This is a genomic window from Clostridium uliginosum, assembly GCF_900112485.1.
Taxonomy (GTDB): Bacteria; Bacillota; Clostridia; order Clostridiales; family Clostridiaceae; genus Clostridium; species Clostridium uliginosum.
In genome coordinates this window covers 157,556-173,447 of record NZ_FOMG01000005.1, presented here as the reverse complement: position 1 = coordinate 173,447, position 15,892 = coordinate 157,556, and the positions used below count along the sequence as shown (strand labels likewise).

Below are 15,892 nucleotides of genomic sequence, written 5' to 3'. Positions count from 1 at the left end.
CCTTATGTGATGTATTTGTTGTTTTTAGCGAAATCATTATATCACAAAGGAATGGCTTATTTATTTTTTACAATTTTTGTTTACTCAACAACCTAAATGAGATTTAAAAAATAGATAAGTATATTAAAATTATCAAAAACTATTAACTGATAAAAGTTTTAAACATAATAATAAAAAATTAAATATTTTATTAGGGGGACTTTTAAATGGGAAATATGACACTTTTTATAACTATAGCTTTTGCAGCAATAGGCGGATACTGTGCTGGACTTGCTATTAAAAAAATAAGAAGTAATAAGAAAAACAGTAGTTATATAAATAATAAAAAAATAAACAAGAAATAGTATATATGAAAAAGAAAAGTAAAAAATAACATAAGACACATGAAAAAAAATAACAAGTCAAAGATGCGACGTATATTTGGTGTCAGACAAGGAAATGAAATTAACGCATAGCAAGCTATGGGCTGATTTTATTGACGCAGTATGACGCAAAATAGACTAGCATACTGACTTGTTATTTTTTTTCATGTGCCTTACATGCCTAAACAAAAAAAGGCACATGATTAGAGGTTATTTTAACTTCTAATTATCTGTGCCTTTTTTATTGATATATTTAGCCTATTAAATGATACACAAAAGCTGAAATATGATAAGAAATTGGTGCTATAAATACAGTCATAATACCAGCTACTCCTATTGAAAGACTACTCATGGCACCTTCTGTATCTCCAAGTTCTAATGCCTTTGTAGTTCCTACAGCATGTGAAGCAGTTCCAATAGATATTCCTACTGCGACTTTATCTTTAATCTTAAATACTTTACATATCATAGGACCAAAGATAGCTCCAATAATTCCTGTGATTATTATTGCAAGAACTGTTATAGGAACAAGTCCTCCTAATTGATTACTTATTTCTATTCCAATTGGTGTAGTTACAGATTTTGGAATTAAAGATTTTATTATAGTTGAGTCTAATCCAACAAAATATGATATTCCGATTACAGAGAACATACCTATAATACTACCTAAAAATACTCCTGAAAAAATTGCTATAGCATTTTTCTTAAGTAATGCCATTTGTTTATAAAGTGGCACTGCTAGTACCACTGTTGAAGGTCCTAAAAACATGTTAATAAATTTTCCACCTTGATTATAAGTATTAAAATCTATTTTAAATGCAAATAAGAAACAAATTATAAGTCCTATTGCTATAAGTAGCGGGTTTAAAAAAGGAACTCCTGTTTTTTTGTTGATAAAGATTCCTATTTCAAAGGCTATCAAAGAAAGGACTAAGCCGAATAAAATATTATTAGTTATTATTTCCAATGGTTCCACTTCCTTGTTTTTTATGTTTTGATATGAATTGAACTATTAATCCCGTAGAAGCTATAATTATTATAGTTGTAGATAAACAAACTATAAGCAACTTTAGCCAATTAGATTTTATAATGTTTAATGAGGTCATAAGCCCAACTCCAGCTGGAATAAAGAAGAAAGCTAAATGATCTAGTAAAAAATCTGATATGTTTGAGACATTATCTACTTTAATTATATTAGAACATAATAATATAAAAAGTATAATCATTCCTAAAATATTGCCTGGTATAGGCAAAGCAAAGAATGATGATAAAAATTCTCCTAGTAAATAAATAATTAATATAATTAGTGCTTCTCTAAATAATTTCATCTTTTACCCCCTAAATTATGTACACTATATAATTTATCACTACTACTATTATAAGTAAAATGACTCTTTTGTCAAAATAACAAAAGATTCTTAGGAATATTCCTAAAAATCTTTTGTTAGGATGCACATATTAAGAATTGCGACATAAAGCTTTCATTATTATATATTTTATAAAATCAGGTTATATTATTGTGGAAATTACTACTATTATTAGATAAATTTACTTTTCTAAGGACTTATTTTTGATTAAGCGCTTTTGTGCAAAAGCTACCATTTCATACATTATAAAAGCAATTATTGAAAGTATAACAATACTCATCATAACCATATCTAATTGAGCAATTTGCCCACCATATACAATTAAGAATCCAAGCCCTTCTTTAGCTACTAAAAATTCACCCATAATTACTCCAACCCATGATAAACCAACATTTATTTTTAAAGCAGCAATTAAAACAGGAATAGAATAGGGGAATATTAAATATCTTAATACTTGAATTTTAGAAGCTCTAAAAGTTTTCATAAGCATAAGTTTATCTTTATCTATTTCATTAAATCCGCTTAGCACACTTATGATAGTTGTTACAATAGATATTAATAACGCTATAACAATTATAGCAGTCATACCATTACCAACCCAGAAGATAATAATTGGAGCTAAAGCAACTTTTGGAAGTGCATTAAGCACCACTAAATAAGGATCTAATACTTTAGAAACAAAAGGACACCACCATAATATTACTGCAATAGCAGTTCCTAAAATAGTGCCTAAAGAAAAACCTAGTATTGTTTCATAGCATGTTATCCATATATGACGAAATAAAGTTCCATCATTATAAAAAGACATAAATGATTTATACATTCTAGATGGAGTAGAAGTTAAAAATGGATCAATCCATTTTAAATCTCCAGCAATTTGCCATAGTGCAATAAAAATAACTAATATAAGAATCCTAGTAACAATAAGTCTTATCTTATTTAATTTTAATTTTTTTAGATATTTTTCATGTTCATTACTCATTGCACTGATCTAGCTCCTTCCATAGATCGTTAAAATAACCGCTAAATTCAGGTTCTTTTCTTCGTTCAAAAGGAGTTAAGTCATTTTTAGAAAAAGAAATCAGAACCTCCTTTTTTATTTGAGCTGGTCTTTGAGATAAGACTAAAATTCTTTTAGAAGTAGAAATAGCTTCTGAAATATCATGAGTTACCATTATTGCTGTCTTTTTTTCTTTCTTTATTATCTTACAAACGTCATCACATACTAAAAGTCTTGATTGATAATCTAAAGCAGAAAAAGGTTCATCTAAAAATAATATCTCAGGATTAAGAGCTAAGGTTCTTATAAGCGCAACTCTTTGTCTCATACCACCAGACAATTCGTTTGGATAATGTTCCTTAAATTTTGATAAACCATACATCTCAAGTAAATCATTTACCCTATCTAGAGCTTCATTTGTAATTTGTTTTTTAATTTTTAATCCTATCAATATATTATCCCAAACAGTTATCCACTCAAAAAGGTGGTCTTTTTGAAACATATATCCTATTTTATTAAGATTGTTTTTAATATCTTCATCATTATATAAAATGGAGCCACTTGATGGAGATAGTAGTCCACTAATTATATTTAATAATGTAGATTTGCCACATCCAGAGGGTCCAAGGATTGAAATAAACTCTCCCGCATTAACCTCAAAATTAATATTGTTTAATGCTGGAGTTTCACCTTTAAGAGAATGGTAGTTCATAGATAAATTACATATTTTAAGCAAACTCAAAAAAATCACCACCTTAAGTGAGAATCCAAATCTGAGATTTGGTTATTCGAACTTACCCAGCGAACGAATGTGAGTCGGGTTTCCTCTAGAATTCAAAAGTGAAAGTCCAAATTTTATATTTGGGTACTTGAACTTTCCCTGTGGGCACCTCGTATTTGGTCATTTTAAAAATGATATTATTTAACTGATTTTTCAGCAAAACTATTATTCACTATTTTATTAAAGTCTGGTTTTGTTGGAATTAATGATTGATTATATCCTTGAATTATATCTATTAATCTATCTAAGTCTTCTGTCTTAATAGATGGGTCATGGGCTAAGGCATCAATTTTATTATAATTGTTAATAACATTTATAATTATATCCTTATCAGTACCAGGGAAGTATTTGATAATTGAATCTGCAACCTCTGCACTAGAGTGACTAAAGTACCATTGTTGGCCTTTATAAATTGCCTTTGTAAATTTTTCTACAACTTCAGGATTTTTGTCTAAATAAGACTTTGTTGAAAAAAAACAAGTATAAGGAATAACTCCAGAGTCTTGTCCAATAGATGCAAGGATAGCTCCACTGCCTTCTTTTTCAAGCATTGATGCTGTAGGCTCAAACAATGCAACATAATCACCAGTACCACCTTTGAATGCACCAGAGGTTGCTGCAAAGTCGATATTAGTTACCATATTGACATCAGCCTTAGGATCAATATTGTGATTTTTCATTACATACTCTAAAGCCATTCCAGGTACGCCACCAGGTCTTCCACCAATAATGTTTTTTCCTTTGATATTTTCCCAAGAAAAATTATTTTCCTTAGCTCTTCCAACTAAAAATGAGCCATCTTTTTGAGTAAGTTGACCAAAGATTACAGGATAATCTTCTCTTCCTTGATTGTTAATGTAGATTACTTGTTCTGGACCACAAAATCCAACGTCAGCATTATTGCTTAAAACAGCTTGCATTACTTTATCTGCACCTTGTCCAGTTTGAAGATCAATGTTTATTCCACTATCTTCAAAGAATCCTTCACTCATAGCAACATACATAGGTGCATAAAAAATAGAACGAGTTACTTCATTTAAACGAACAGTTACCTTAGTATCAGCGTTATCTTTATATTTGTTACTGCTAGAGTTGCAAGAAACTAAAGAAGTAGCTAAGGCAGCTATTGCAATTAATGAAAGTAAAATTTTTGACCTTTTTTTCATTAAATTACATCTCCTATAAAGTAATTATGAGGTTCAGATAAATTCTTGTTACTTAATAAAAATGTCTTTTATCTGATCCTAAAGTCTTTCTGATGTATAGTATGATATTTTGGGAAAAATAGTGTTAAATTGCTGATTTATAAATTTTATATTTTATTAAATTATTAGAAGATTAAAAGGAGGAGAAACCATTGAAGTGAAAAGCAAAGAAATTGAAAAGTTAAAATGTGAAGAAATATATAATTTTAAAAATAAGAAATGAGGAGTTTATTGTAGAACAATAATAATATGTTTATCAAGATTGTGATGCTAAAAACGTCATTGCTAAAATATATTTTTTTTACAGATTTAGCTAGCTAACAATTTATGAAATAAATTTAAGAAGTGAAAATATAGATTTGTTTGTTAAAATAAAAGTTAATAGTTAATAAGAAATCATAGTATTTAGAAATTAAATTATTGGATATATAGTAGTAAATGAGTTATAATAACTTGTATACTATAAAGTAAATTTTTTGCGATACTTAGGGGGACAGAAGATGAATGGAATTAGTCAAGTATTAGATGTTTTTATGCACCTTGATGTATATTTAGGGGCTATTATAAACAACTATGGAATAGAAACATATTTGATTTTATTTTTTATAATATTTTGTGAAACAGGATTAGTAGTGACTCCATTTTTACCAGGAGATTCACTTATATTTGCATCAGGTGCTTTTGCAGCTCTTGGATTGTTAAATATATATATATTAATAGCAATTTTAATGGTAGCAGCAATTTTAGGTGATACAGTAAACTATGAGATAGGCAGACTTTTAGGCAAGAAAGCATTTACAATAGGTGGAGGACGAATTTTTAAAAAAGAACATATAGACAAGACAAATAAATTCTACGAAAAATATGGTGGCAAAACAATAATATTTGCAAGGTTTATACCAATAGTTCGTACTTTTGCTCCATTTGTTGCCGGTATTGGAAAAATGAATTATAAAAAGTTTATTTCATTTAATGCAATCGGTGGGAGTATCTGGGTAATAGTTGCATCAGCAGCAGGATATTTTTTTGGAAACATTGAAGTTATAAAAAACAATTTTTCATTAGTTATGGTCGCTATTATAGCTATCTCTATTTTACCAGCAGTTATTGAATTTATAAGAAATAAAATGACTTCATCAATAATTGAATAATATTAGGGGATGGACTAATAGTTTAGATAATAGTGTAAAAGAAATTTTAATATAATTTTATAAATTACATAAATAAATATACACTATATTTTTATAATGTTAAAATTTGTGTAAATAAAAAAGGGATTGTCTCAGAATTAGCAAGTGAAGTAATAACAAATAAATAGAAATAACATTTATTCAAGAAGAAACTCTAAGCTTATTTTTCAATGCTTCTTATACAAATGTTATTTCTATTTCTTTTTTTCAGCATATACATTATATCATTAAATGATTTGTATTATGATACATCTCCTTTTGGTTTGAAACATTGTCTTAAATTTAATGCTATATTTTAACAGAGTGTTGACATTGTTATATAATAGTAAATTTCATCGTCTATGAGCTTTATATAACAATATCAACACAATTTTAAAATAGTATTATTAACATTGGTAAAAATCATTATATGAGAGGCAAGACAATCTCAAAAGTAGTACCAAGTTCACTATCTACAATAGTGATATCTCCATTATGCTTATTTAATATTTTTTTTGTTATAGATAATCCAAGTCCAGTTCCTCCAGTATTAGAATTCCTTGATTTATCAACTCTTACAAAAGCATTAAATATAGTGCTTTGATATTCTTTTGGTATTCCAATTCCATTATCAGATAGAAGAATATAAAAATTATTATCTTTAATATAGGTTTTTATAGATATCTTTGTTCCTTTAGAATTATATTTTATAATATTATCTAAAGTGTTATTAATAGCTCTAGAGAATTTTTGCTCATCAATTAGTGCATAAAAAGGAGATTCAGATATGTTAAAATTATATTTAAATTCATTATTATCAAATTCAGGGATATAAAGAGCAATTGTTTCTCTTAAAAATTCACATATGTTAACTTTTAAAAGATTTAAATTATAGTTACAATTCTCATATAATGATAACTCAAATAAATCGGTTATCAGTTTGTTAGCACGATATGAATTCCTATTTATTACCTTTAAATAATCTGTTTTTTCATCTTCAGTTAAATAAGAGTTTTTTATTAATATTTCACTATATCCTAGAATAGAGGATAGGGGATTTTTTAAATCATGTGATACATCTAAAATTAAGTTTTCTCTTAAAGCTTCTAATTTTTCTTTTTCTCTTTTCTCATCTTGTATAGTTTCTGCCATAATATTAAATCCATTAGATAATTCAAGAAATTCATTTTTTTGTTTCATGTTAATCCGGACATTATAATTACCCTTTGTTAATTCTACAACTCCATTAAGTAATATTTTTATTGGTTTTACAAAGGATTTAGATGTTATCTTTGCAAAAATATATATTATAGCAATGACAAAAAGTATGTTGATAGAAACTATAATCTTAAGCAATCCTTTATGTGAAATTTTTGAGGTTATAAAGTTTGTTTTAGTAGCTTCTGAATAAGGGAAGCCTACCAATAATAAAGAATTATCTTGATTTATATATTTACTGTATAAAGAGTATTTCTCATTAGAATTAGTATCAATGATAGTGTTATTAAAGTTTTCTAGTAAGACAAATGATCTAAAATCATTATTTGATGATAATAAATTATTTTTTTTTACTCCAAATATAGACATATAACTTTCTAATGTAATATTTTTAAATTCGCTTATAACATTTCCTTTAGTATAATCTATTTGATTTTTACTGTTGATTTTTATTAAAAAGCCATTTACATCAGATAAATCATCATCAGTTACGGATTTATAATCATCTTTTAGTTTATTATCTAATTTTTCGAAAGAAGAAGTATATGTAGGAAGACTGGATAAGACTCCATATGAAACAAAGGAACAAAAATTAGAAAAGAGTATTATTAAACTTAGAATAATATAACCTAAAAAGTATGTAAAAAATAATTCTGTTGTAACACTACGTTTAATAGTATTAATCTTCATCTATATTAATCCTTTCAAGTTTGTATCCAATTCCTCTTATAGTTTTTATGTAATTAGGATTTTTTGAGTCATCTTCTATTTTATCTCGAAGATGACTTAGATGTACCATTACATTATTAGAGTCTCCCATGTATATATCTTCCCATACTGATTCATAAATTTGTTTTTTAGTAAAAATTCTACCTAAATTAGAAATTAACAAGTAAAGTATTTTAAACTCCTTAGGGTTAAGATAGACTTTTTTATTATCCTTATAAACTTCAAATGTTTCAGTAAAGAGCTTGAGTTTTCCAGTAGAATAAATAATATCCTTAGTATTAGTATACTTATAACATCTTCTAAGATGAGAGGATACTCTAGCAGTTAGTTCAATTTGACTTATTGGTTTTACTAAGTAATCATCAGCACCAAGGCCTAAAGCTAAAACCTTATCAGAGTCACTCCCCATTGCAGTTATACAAATGATTGGAAGGGTTGAAACAGTTCGTATTTTTTCAATTAAAGAAATACCACTAATGTTAGGCATCATTATATCTAATAAAATCAAATCTATTTTTTCTGTTTCAAAAATTCTTAATGCTTCAAGGCCATTAGAAGCTTCATAAACGTTATAATTTTCTTTCCTCATGTGAAGAGAGATAAGTTTTCTAATATCAGTTTCATCTTCAGCTATTAAAATATTCATTAAGTTAACACTCCTAAAATTAAAATTATATATAAGTTCCAATAAAGTTTGTTCATTAATATAAATCTTAGAATATTTATAAATGTTATAACTCACCAGTATAGTGAGGAACTTATATAGAAAATTTATGATATATATGCTTCTAACTAGATATTGTTAATTAAAGATATAATTTTCTATAAAAATTATATAAAAGATTATAAATGTAGTAACTTAATTAGAACATATATATATATATTTTAACATAAAAATACACAAAGTTATTAGTCATAAGCTATAATTAAGATATTATTAATTATAGCTTATGCTTTATTAGTAGTAATATAAAGCTTTTAACTAATAGCTAGAAGTAGTTGTTAAAATATGAGAATCTAAATATGATAGATGTTTAAGTTGAAGCTAATATGTTTATATTGTAAAATATTAATTAAACCTGTATTTAGTTATTGGTATATAAGAGAAGATATTTTTATTAAGGCATCTTAACAAATAACTAGTCAACTTTTAAATGCCCAAGTAAAAATTTATATTATAAATTTAGTTGTAGGAGAGAAGTAATGAACGTACAAATATTTGGAATTAAAAAATGTTTTGACACAAAGAAGGCTGAAAGATATTTTAAAGAAAGAAAAATAAAATTTCAATTTATTGATTTAAATGAAAAGCCTATAAGCAAAGGGGAACTTACTAGTATTTTAAGAACCATAAATATTAATGATTTAATAAATACAAAATCTAAAGATTATACTAAATTAAATCTTAATAACATACGAAGTAGTGAAATTAAATGCGAGATAATATTAAAAAATCCTAAGGTAATTAATACGCCTATAGTAAGAAATGGAAAAAATGCCACTATTGGATATAAACCTGAAATTTGGGAAGTATGGGAAGAATAAAATAAAGTATTTATAATATTAGATTTTAGTGGAGCTTATATACAATAATATATTAAAATAGATGATAAAATTTCTGTTTTTTAGCATTAGAGGTAGAAAGGAAAAATCCTTTCTACCTTATTTTTATATTATAATTAAATTTACAAAAAAGATAGAATGGCTTATAATATTAATTATAAGTAAAAATATACTAAAAATGAATAAAAAGGGAGATATTTTAGATGATAAAAAAATTAATTACTAGTTTATTAATTGCGATATCAATAATAGGAATTACTCCAATTGCTGCTTCGGCTACGTGGAAACAAAATTCAAATAATACTTGGAGCTGGGAAGAAAATGGTACGTATATTAAAGGCTGGAAACAAATCGATGGAGAATGGTATAACTTTGGTAATAATGGAATAATGCAAACAAGTTGGATGGGAGAAAATGGAGTTTGGTACTATTGCTGGTCAAATGGAATGATGGCTCATAACAGTTGGTTAACTAATGGTGGATATTGGTATTATTTTGATGAAGGTGGCAAAATGGTAATGGATAAAATTACGGTTGATAATACTATATATGACTTCACTTCACCTACAATTATAACATCTAAAAGTGTAGATTCTTTACCAGTTATAAGTACTTCAACTTTAAATAAGTAGGTATATAATGATTTTTTAGAAGTAGGTTAGACTTTGAAATTAAAATTACATATTTTTCATATAAACTAAAAGATATTCAGAAAAATATAAAACTAAGATAAAAAAGAACTAATTTCTAGTTCTTTTTTATCTTAGTTTTCTTTTTTACTGAATATCCAAATGATCCTAATGGCTTAGAATTAATTTCAAAATATTCACCATGACTATAACAAATTAAATCAGCTTCATTAAAACATATCTTACCTTTATCATCTAATAGATGTTCATCTACTTTAACATTAAGTACTTCTAATAAAAATAAGTCATGAGTGCCTAATGGTGTAATAGATTTAAGTTTACATTCTAAAGCAAATGGTGCTTGGTCTAAAGAAGGGGTATTAACTTTTACACCTTCATTTAATTTTAATCCAAGATTTTTTATTTTATCTTCTTTTCTTCCAGATCTAACACCACAATAATCAACTGTTTTAACCATATTTTTTGTAGGAAGGTTAATTACACATTCCTCACTTTCTTTAATATAGTCATAAGATAATCGTTCTGGTCTTATTCCCATTGCTATAATAGGCTCTTTTGTACAAACAGTACTTATCCAGGCAACGGTAAATACATTTAACTTTCCTTCTTTGTTCTTAGATGTTACAAGAACAACTGGAGCAGGGTTTAGCATAACGCTACCTTTAAAATTAAGTTTACTCATAGTTATCCCCTTTTGAATTAGGCAGATGAAAGAAAATAATAGATCAAAGATGCGTCGTATATTTGATGTCAGACAAGGAGTAAAGTTCAGTTAATAGCGAGCCATTAGCTAAATTTGCTGACGTAGTATGACACAGAATATACAGGCATACGAGTCTATTATTTTTTTGCATCTGCCTTATATGATATTTATATAGTGTTTATAGCACCAGTCTATATAATTATAAATTTAATGCTTTTATAAGTACATAGATTGGAGTTTAAACTATAACTAAATTTATTTTAGGAATTGTAAAATAAACAACTAGTCAAAGATGATTTTAGTATTTTCTTTTGTAGCGTCTTCTTCTTTTATGTTTATTTTTTGCTATGTTCTTAATAAATATAATTAATGTAATTATTATAATAGCTATTATTATTACAGCTCCATATAACAATATATTATCTTTTAGGATTTTACCTAATGATATACCAACAGTACCTGGAACTTCTTCACTATGATTTCTTATAGTATATGTTAGTTTAGTGTCTTTATTAAAAGCTAGCTTCCAAGCACTACCGTTTGAAGAACTATATGTTATTGCCGAATCTTTATCATTTATGTCATTTTTATAATACATAACGTCTTGAGTCAAAGTAATAGGAACAGTAATAGTTTTTGTAGGACCAAAAAAGCCAAATGCTTTATATTCTAAATTAGTCGTACCAACTTCTTCATTTGCTTTTTTATATACCTTTTTTGTGGCATTATAGCTATAGTCTATAATTGCATTCATGTCATTAAATTTAGTCATATCAGCATTATCGATTTGTCTACTTTTAAGAACTACACCTATTAATTTTCTTCCATCTCGGTCATATACAGTAGTTAAACAACCACCAGCAGCATTTGTTGATCCAGTTTTACCTGCAATGTTACCATTTTTACCAAGATTTAAATTTCTATTTTCTAAAATAATTTTAGAAGTACCAATATTTATAGGTGATTCTTTTAATCCCATAGTTTCTCTTTCCCATGGATTTTGAAAAGCAGCTTTAGTAATTAATGATAAATCATATGCAGTTGTGTAATGATTTGCATCATGAAGTCCATTTGCAGTAATAAAGTTACTATTATTAGCTCCAAGTTCCTTTGCTCTTTTATTCATTAAATCTGCAAAAGCAGTAGCATTACCAGAAACATTATCTGCAATCATATAAGCTGTATCATTTCCTGAAAAAAGCAATAATCCTTTCATGACATCATCAGCTAGCATTTTATCTCCAACCTGCATTTTATTTTTCATATAATTAATGTTTAAAGAATATTCAGGTTGATCTTTGGCTGATTGAGTAAAGGTAATTTGATCATTTTTCCCTATATTTTCAGCTAATAATAAGCCAGTTAAAAGCTTAGTAGTACTCGCTGGATACCTTTTGCTGTCACCATCTTTACAATAGATTACTTCTCCAGTTTCTAAATCCATAGTTAAAGCTGCTTCAGCTTGAATTGTTGGTAAGTTTTGTGTTTGATTTTCAGTTGCATAACTCTTTAGCGAACAAGGATTAAATAATGAAATGGCAAGAGTTAATGCAAGTGTTTTTAAAATTAAATTTTTTTTCAAGTAAGATCTCCCCATCTCTATTTAATATAGTAAAACAAGATAAGTATATCATTTATGTTAAGTAATAACAATAAAATGCAACTTATTTTGTGTGTTTTTTTAATCTAATACAAACTTTAAATAAATATTAAAATTTTAATAATAGAGTTCTTCTTAATAACAGATATATTTATTTAAAAAAACATAAATTTTGAGATTTACCCTAAATTACTAATATATATTGGTAGCTTTTTGAACAAACTATATATAATGAATTTGAAAAGAGGTGAAATTTTATGAAAAAGCATATAAAATTTTTAATATTAACTATTATTACCTTTTTTATGGTATTTAATACATTTAATGCTAATGCAACTCCAAATCTACAAAGAAAAATTGTTTACTTAACATTTGATGATGGTCCTTCACCTAATAATACAGAAAATATAATAAGTATTTTAAATCAAAATAACGTGAAGGCTACTTTTTGTGTTGTTGGATCTAATGCATTAAAATATAAGCAAACTATTAAAGATTTAGATAATTTTAATATGGGTATAATACCTCATTGTAATAATCATCATTATAGTCAACTATATTCATCAACAGAATATTATATTAACGATTTAAAAGAATGCACTAATATTATAAATAATATAACGGGAAAAAACAGACAGTATAAATTCATAAGAATGCCCGGAGGATCAGATAATCATGTATGTAGTTCCGATGTTCTATATAATATAAAAACTGAGTTGAAAAATGAAGGAATAAATTATATAGATTGGAGTGTAGATTCTGGAGATGCTTGTTCTAAACTAGTTACAACAGAAAATATAGAAAAAAATATTAATAAACAAGCTGGAATGCATAAAATAGAAGTAGTTTTAATGCATGATTTAGAAAATAAGACTACAACATCAAAAGCACTTCAAGATATTATTGATAAATATAAGACACTAGGATATGAATTTAAAACATTTGATGAAATTGAAGATTGGGAAATACAATATTTAATTGATAGACATGTTTTAAATAAGTAAGAGAAAGATAATTTACTTAGGTATTAAAAAGAAAATAACAAACCATTATCCGTATATATTTTGGCTAAGATTAGGCATTACAAAATAAATAACTAGTCAAAGATTCTTAGGACTTTTGAACTAGATAAGGAAGTGAATTCAGTTAATATTGCTGTTATTAATTACCTTTGCTTATTCAGTATAGTTCAAAAAAACAAGAATATATTGACTAGTTATTTATTTAAAGATTCCTTAGAAGATTAAAATTAACTTAGAGTGTTAATCTTAATCTTCCAGTCTAACACTAAATATAATAAGAATTTATGGTCTATTATTTTCTTTCTAATACCTTCTTTAATCTATCTTGAATTGTTTGTTTAGCATTTACCTCAAATGTATCATCTAAAGTATCTAAAGTTAATTTTTCACCATATTTTTTTTCTAATGATAAACTTAAAAGTTTATCAGCAAATTCTGGATTTTTAGATAAAAATGATCCATGAAAATAAGAACCAAAAGTATTTTTATATACACATCCTTCATATCCATCTTCTCCGTTATTTCCATATCCATGAATACATTTGCCAAGTGGAGTATTATTATTTATATATGTTCTACCAGAATGATTTTCAAACCCAACATACGTTTCATCAAATGTTTCATTATATATCACAGTATTTCCAATAAACCTAGTATCTCCACCTTCAGTATATATATCTAATATACCAAGTCCAGTAATCTTTTCTCCATTTGGGGCAGTATAGTATTTACCTAACAACTGATATCCACCACATATAGCAAGGAGAACCTTACCTTCTTCAATATAATTAGTTAATGCTTCCTTTTTTATTTCATTTAAATCCTCTGAAACAATAGATTGTTCATAATCCTGTCCACCTCCAAAGAAGAGGATGTCTATTTCATCCTTATTTAAAACATCATTTAAAGATGAATTAATTATATTTACTTTAATACCTCTAGTTTCTGCTCTATGTTTTAAAATTAGTACATTTCCTATATCTCCATATACGTTTAATAAATCTGGGTATAAGTGACAAATAGTTAATTCCAAGTTAGTACCCCCTTTAATTACCATAATTTATCAATGTAACCTTTTGAATGAAGGTATTTTCTATAATTTATCATAGCTGTGTAAGTTGCAAGAATATATAATTTCGAACAAGAACTATTTTTTATTTGTTCAGTTAATTTATCATAATCCTCTTCAAGTATAAACTTATTTTTATCAAGGCCAGCTATTTTTAATCTTACGGCCATATCATACATTCTTATTCCAGAAACAAAGATGCTTTGAATTGGAAGTGATGATATTTTTTCAAAATCAACATCCCATATCCATGAAACATCTCTTCCATCAGCATAATTATCATTTAATAAAAAGGCTGCTGAAAACTCATTTTTATTAAGACAAAGTGTATCCAAAGCTTGATTATAACCAGCTGGATTCTTAACTAAAATTATTTGTATACGCTTATTTTCTATTTGTATTTGTTCTTGTCTACCAAAGCTTGAACTTTGATTTTGAAGAGAATTTTTAATTATCTTGTCTTCTACACCAAGTTCTTTTGAAATTGCATATGCACACAAAGCATTATAAATATTATAAGCACCTGATTGACTAACCAATACTTCAGTATTATTAATTAGCACAGAAGAACTTTCTGGTGTCAAATCAAAAATTTTATTTACAGCATAAGATAATTCTGGTCTTTTATAACCACATTCACTGCAATAAAAATCCCCTAAATGATTATAAGTTACAAAATTATATGAATAACGTGCCTTACAAATTTTGCAAAACTTTGAATCTGCATTTAAATCAACAGAAGAATTTTCTGTGATAGGTACGTTAAATCCATAATATGATACTGGATTATCAAGGTTCAATTTACCAAGTAATGATTCATCTCCATTTAAAATTAATTTAGAAGTTGGGACTTTAACTATTCCTTCTAAGATTTTATTTAAAGTAGTATAAACTTCACCATATCTATCTAGTTGATCTCTAAATAAATTTGTGATAGTTATTATTTCAGGAGTAATATATTCTGTAATGAACTTAACATTAGCTTCATCAACTTCAATTACAGCATAACTATCTTGAGTTTTTTTTAAAAACTTATAGTTTGATATAAAACAAGCAGTAATACCAGGATATAAATTAGCACCTGTGTTATTAGTGATAACATTAAATCCCTTTTCCTTTAGTATGTTTGAAATCATACTTGTTGTTGTTGTCTTTCCGTTAGTTCCAGTCACTAGTATTACTTTGTATCCAGCACTAACCACTTTTAAGATTGTCTTATCAACTTTTAAAGCTACTTTCCCAGGAAAATTACTTCCACCCTTTAAAATGTGTTTTGAAAGAAATTCAGTAATTTTTGCAAAAAGTATACTTAAAATAGATTTAATACTTATTTTAGTCACCACCTAATCAAATTTTTTATGTTTTATTTATATAAGATTTCACTACATCAGCATATAAAAGGAAATAACAAGTCAAAAATGCGATGTATATGTGGCATTATGCAAGTAGGTATG

The 15,892-nt window shown here is 26.6% G+C and carries 16 protein-coding genes; 5 read left to right on the top strand and 11 right to left on the bottom strand.

Going from position 1 to position 15,892, the window contains the following annotated elements:
* Window positions 1-206 precede the first annotated feature (206 nt).
* Window positions 207-344: a hypothetical protein gene (locus tag BM027_RS18195; protein WP_175559945.1), complete on the top strand. Its 138-nt coding sequence runs from the start codon at window positions 207-209 to the stop codon at window positions 342-344.
* 271 nt (window positions 345-615) lie between these two features.
* Here BM027_RS18195 and BM027_RS05480 read toward each other — a convergent pair whose 3' ends face one another.
* From BM027_RS05480 to BM027_RS05460, 5 genes are all read right to left on the bottom strand, one after another.
* Window positions 616-1,329, bottom strand: a complete 714-nt coding sequence (locus tag BM027_RS05480; RefSeq protein WP_090089483.1) for an LrgB family protein — start codon at window positions 1,327-1,329, stop codon at window positions 616-618.
* Window positions 1,313-1,690 (bottom strand): CidA/LrgA family protein, encoded by a 378-nt coding sequence (locus BM027_RS05475; RefSeq protein ID WP_090089482.1) that lies wholly within the window; start codon window positions 1,688-1,690, stop codon window positions 1,313-1,315. Before BM027_RS05475 ends, BM027_RS05480 begins: the two co-directional genes overlap by 17 nt.
* Before the next feature lie 220 nt (window positions 1,691-1,910).
* Window positions 1,911-2,711, bottom strand: coding sequence for an ABC transporter permease (locus BM027_RS05470; protein WP_090089481.1), 801 nt, complete (start codon window positions 2,709-2,711; stop codon window positions 1,911-1,913).
* Window positions 2,704-3,471 (bottom strand): ABC transporter ATP-binding protein, encoded by a 768-nt coding sequence (locus tag BM027_RS05465; protein ID WP_090089480.1) that lies wholly within the window; start codon window positions 3,469-3,471, stop codon window positions 2,704-2,706. The genes BM027_RS05470 and BM027_RS05465 overlap by 8 nt, the downstream gene beginning before the upstream one ends.
* 176 nt (window positions 3,472-3,647) lie before the next feature.
* On the bottom strand, window positions 3,648-4,676 hold the full coding sequence (locus BM027_RS05460; protein ID WP_090089479.1) for an ABC transporter substrate-binding protein: 1,029 nt from the start codon (window positions 4,674-4,676) through the stop codon (window positions 3,648-3,650).
* A 539-nt stretch (window positions 4,677-5,215) separates the two neighbouring features.
* Between BM027_RS05460 and BM027_RS05455 the strand changes: the two genes are divergently transcribed.
* Window positions 5,216-5,866 carry a DedA family protein gene (locus BM027_RS05455; protein WP_090089478.1) on the top strand — a complete coding sequence of 217 codons (651 nt, stop codon included), beginning with the start codon at window positions 5,216-5,218 and terminating at the stop codon, window positions 5,864-5,866.
* A 444-nt stretch (window positions 5,867-6,310) separates the two neighbouring features.
* Here BM027_RS05455 and BM027_RS05450 read toward each other — a convergent pair whose 3' ends face one another.
* The gene (locus BM027_RS05450; RefSeq protein WP_090089477.1) at window positions 6,311-7,792 is read right to left on the bottom strand and encodes a sensor histidine kinase; all 1,482 of its coding nucleotides are present in this window, start codon (window positions 7,790-7,792) and stop codon (window positions 6,311-6,313) included.
* Window positions 7,782-8,477, bottom strand: coding sequence for a response regulator transcription factor (locus BM027_RS05445; protein WP_090089476.1), 696 nt, complete (start codon window positions 8,475-8,477; stop codon window positions 7,782-7,784). The genes BM027_RS05450 and BM027_RS05445 overlap by 11 nt, the downstream gene beginning before the upstream one ends.
* Window positions 8,478-9,034: 557 nt before the next feature.
* On the opposite strand from BM027_RS05445, the gene BM027_RS05440 reads away from it, so the two are divergent.
* Window positions 9,035-9,376: an arsenate reductase family protein gene (locus BM027_RS05440; protein WP_090089475.1), complete on the top strand. Its 342-nt coding sequence runs from the start codon at window positions 9,035-9,037 to the stop codon at window positions 9,374-9,376.
* Window positions 9,377-9,597: 221 nt separating this feature from the next.
* Window positions 9,598-10,026 carry a phage tail protein gene (locus BM027_RS05430; protein WP_090089473.1) on the top strand — a complete coding sequence of 143 codons (429 nt, stop codon included), beginning with the start codon at window positions 9,598-9,600 and terminating at the stop codon, window positions 10,024-10,026.
* 115 nt (window positions 10,027-10,141) lie between these two features.
* Here BM027_RS05430 and BM027_RS05425 read toward each other — a convergent pair whose 3' ends face one another.
* Together BM027_RS05425 and BM027_RS05420 are read right to left on the bottom strand one after the other, a co-directional pair.
* Window positions 10,142-10,726 carry a flavin reductase family protein gene (locus BM027_RS05425; RefSeq protein ID WP_090089472.1) on the bottom strand — a complete coding sequence of 195 codons (585 nt, stop codon included), beginning with the start codon at window positions 10,724-10,726 and terminating at the stop codon, window positions 10,142-10,144.
* A 319-nt stretch (window positions 10,727-11,045) separates the two neighbouring features.
* Complete coding sequence (locus BM027_RS05420; protein ID WP_090089471.1) at window positions 11,046-12,329, bottom strand: D-alanyl-D-alanine carboxypeptidase family protein; 1,284 nt, start codon at window positions 12,327-12,329, stop codon at window positions 11,046-11,048.
* Window positions 12,330-12,604: 275 nt separating this feature from the next.
* Between BM027_RS05420 and BM027_RS05415 the strand changes: the two genes are divergently transcribed.
* Window positions 12,605-13,351 carry a polysaccharide deacetylase family protein gene (locus BM027_RS05415; protein ID WP_090089470.1) on the top strand — a complete coding sequence of 249 codons (747 nt, stop codon included), beginning with the start codon at window positions 12,605-12,607 and terminating at the stop codon, window positions 13,349-13,351.
* Window positions 13,352-13,661: 310 nt separating this feature from the next.
* On the opposite strand, the gene BM027_RS05410 is transcribed toward BM027_RS05415, so the two are convergent.
* Both BM027_RS05410 and BM027_RS05405 read right to left on the bottom strand, forming a co-directional pair.
* Window positions 13,662-14,402: a type 1 glutamine amidotransferase gene (locus tag BM027_RS05410; protein WP_090089469.1), complete on the bottom strand. Its 741-nt coding sequence runs from the start codon at window positions 14,400-14,402 to the stop codon at window positions 13,662-13,664.
* Between the two features lie 17 nt (window positions 14,403-14,419).
* Window positions 14,420-15,778, bottom strand: a complete 1,359-nt coding sequence (locus BM027_RS05405; RefSeq protein ID WP_090089468.1) for a Mur ligase family protein — start codon at window positions 15,776-15,778, stop codon at window positions 14,420-14,422.
* Window positions 15,779-15,892 lie beyond the last annotated feature (114 nt).

Excerpts from the sequence above, each read along its gene's own strand:
- BM027_RS05475 (WP_090089482.1), bottom strand. The coding sequence starts at position 1,690 with ATGAAATTATTTAGAGAAGCACTAATTATATTAATTATTTATTTACTA.
- BM027_RS05450 (WP_090089477.1), bottom strand. The coding sequence starts at position 7,792 with ATGAAGATTAATACTATTAAACGTAGTGTTACAACAGAATTATTTTTT.
- BM027_RS05470 (WP_090089481.1), bottom strand. The coding sequence starts at position 2,711 with ATGAGTAATGAACATGAAAAATATCTAAAAAAATTAAAATTAAATAAG.
- BM027_RS05425 (WP_090089472.1), bottom strand. The coding sequence starts at position 10,726 with ATGAGTAAACTTAATTTTAAAGGTAGCGTTATGCTAAACCCTGCTCCA.
- BM027_RS05415 (WP_090089470.1), top strand. The coding sequence starts at position 12,605 with ATGAAAAAGCATATAAAATTTTTAATATTAACTATTATTACCTTTTTT.
- BM027_RS05455 (WP_090089478.1), top strand. The coding sequence starts at position 5,216 with ATGAATGGAATTAGTCAAGTATTAGATGTTTTTATGCACCTTGATGTA.
- BM027_RS18195 (WP_175559945.1), top strand. The coding sequence starts at position 207 with ATGGGAAATATGACACTTTTTATAACTATAGCTTTTGCAGCAATAGGC.
- BM027_RS05445 (WP_090089476.1), bottom strand. The coding sequence starts at position 8,477 with ATGAATATTTTAATAGCTGAAGATGAAACTGATATTAGAAAACTTATC.
- BM027_RS05430 (WP_090089473.1), top strand. The coding sequence starts at position 9,598 with ATGATAAAAAAATTAATTACTAGTTTATTAATTGCGATATCAATAATA.
- BM027_RS05460 (WP_090089479.1), bottom strand. The coding sequence starts at position 4,676 with ATGAAAAAAAGGTCAAAAATTTTACTTTCATTAATTGCAATAGCTGCC.
- BM027_RS05440 (WP_090089475.1), top strand. The coding sequence starts at position 9,035 with ATGAACGTACAAATATTTGGAATTAAAAAATGTTTTGACACAAAGAAG.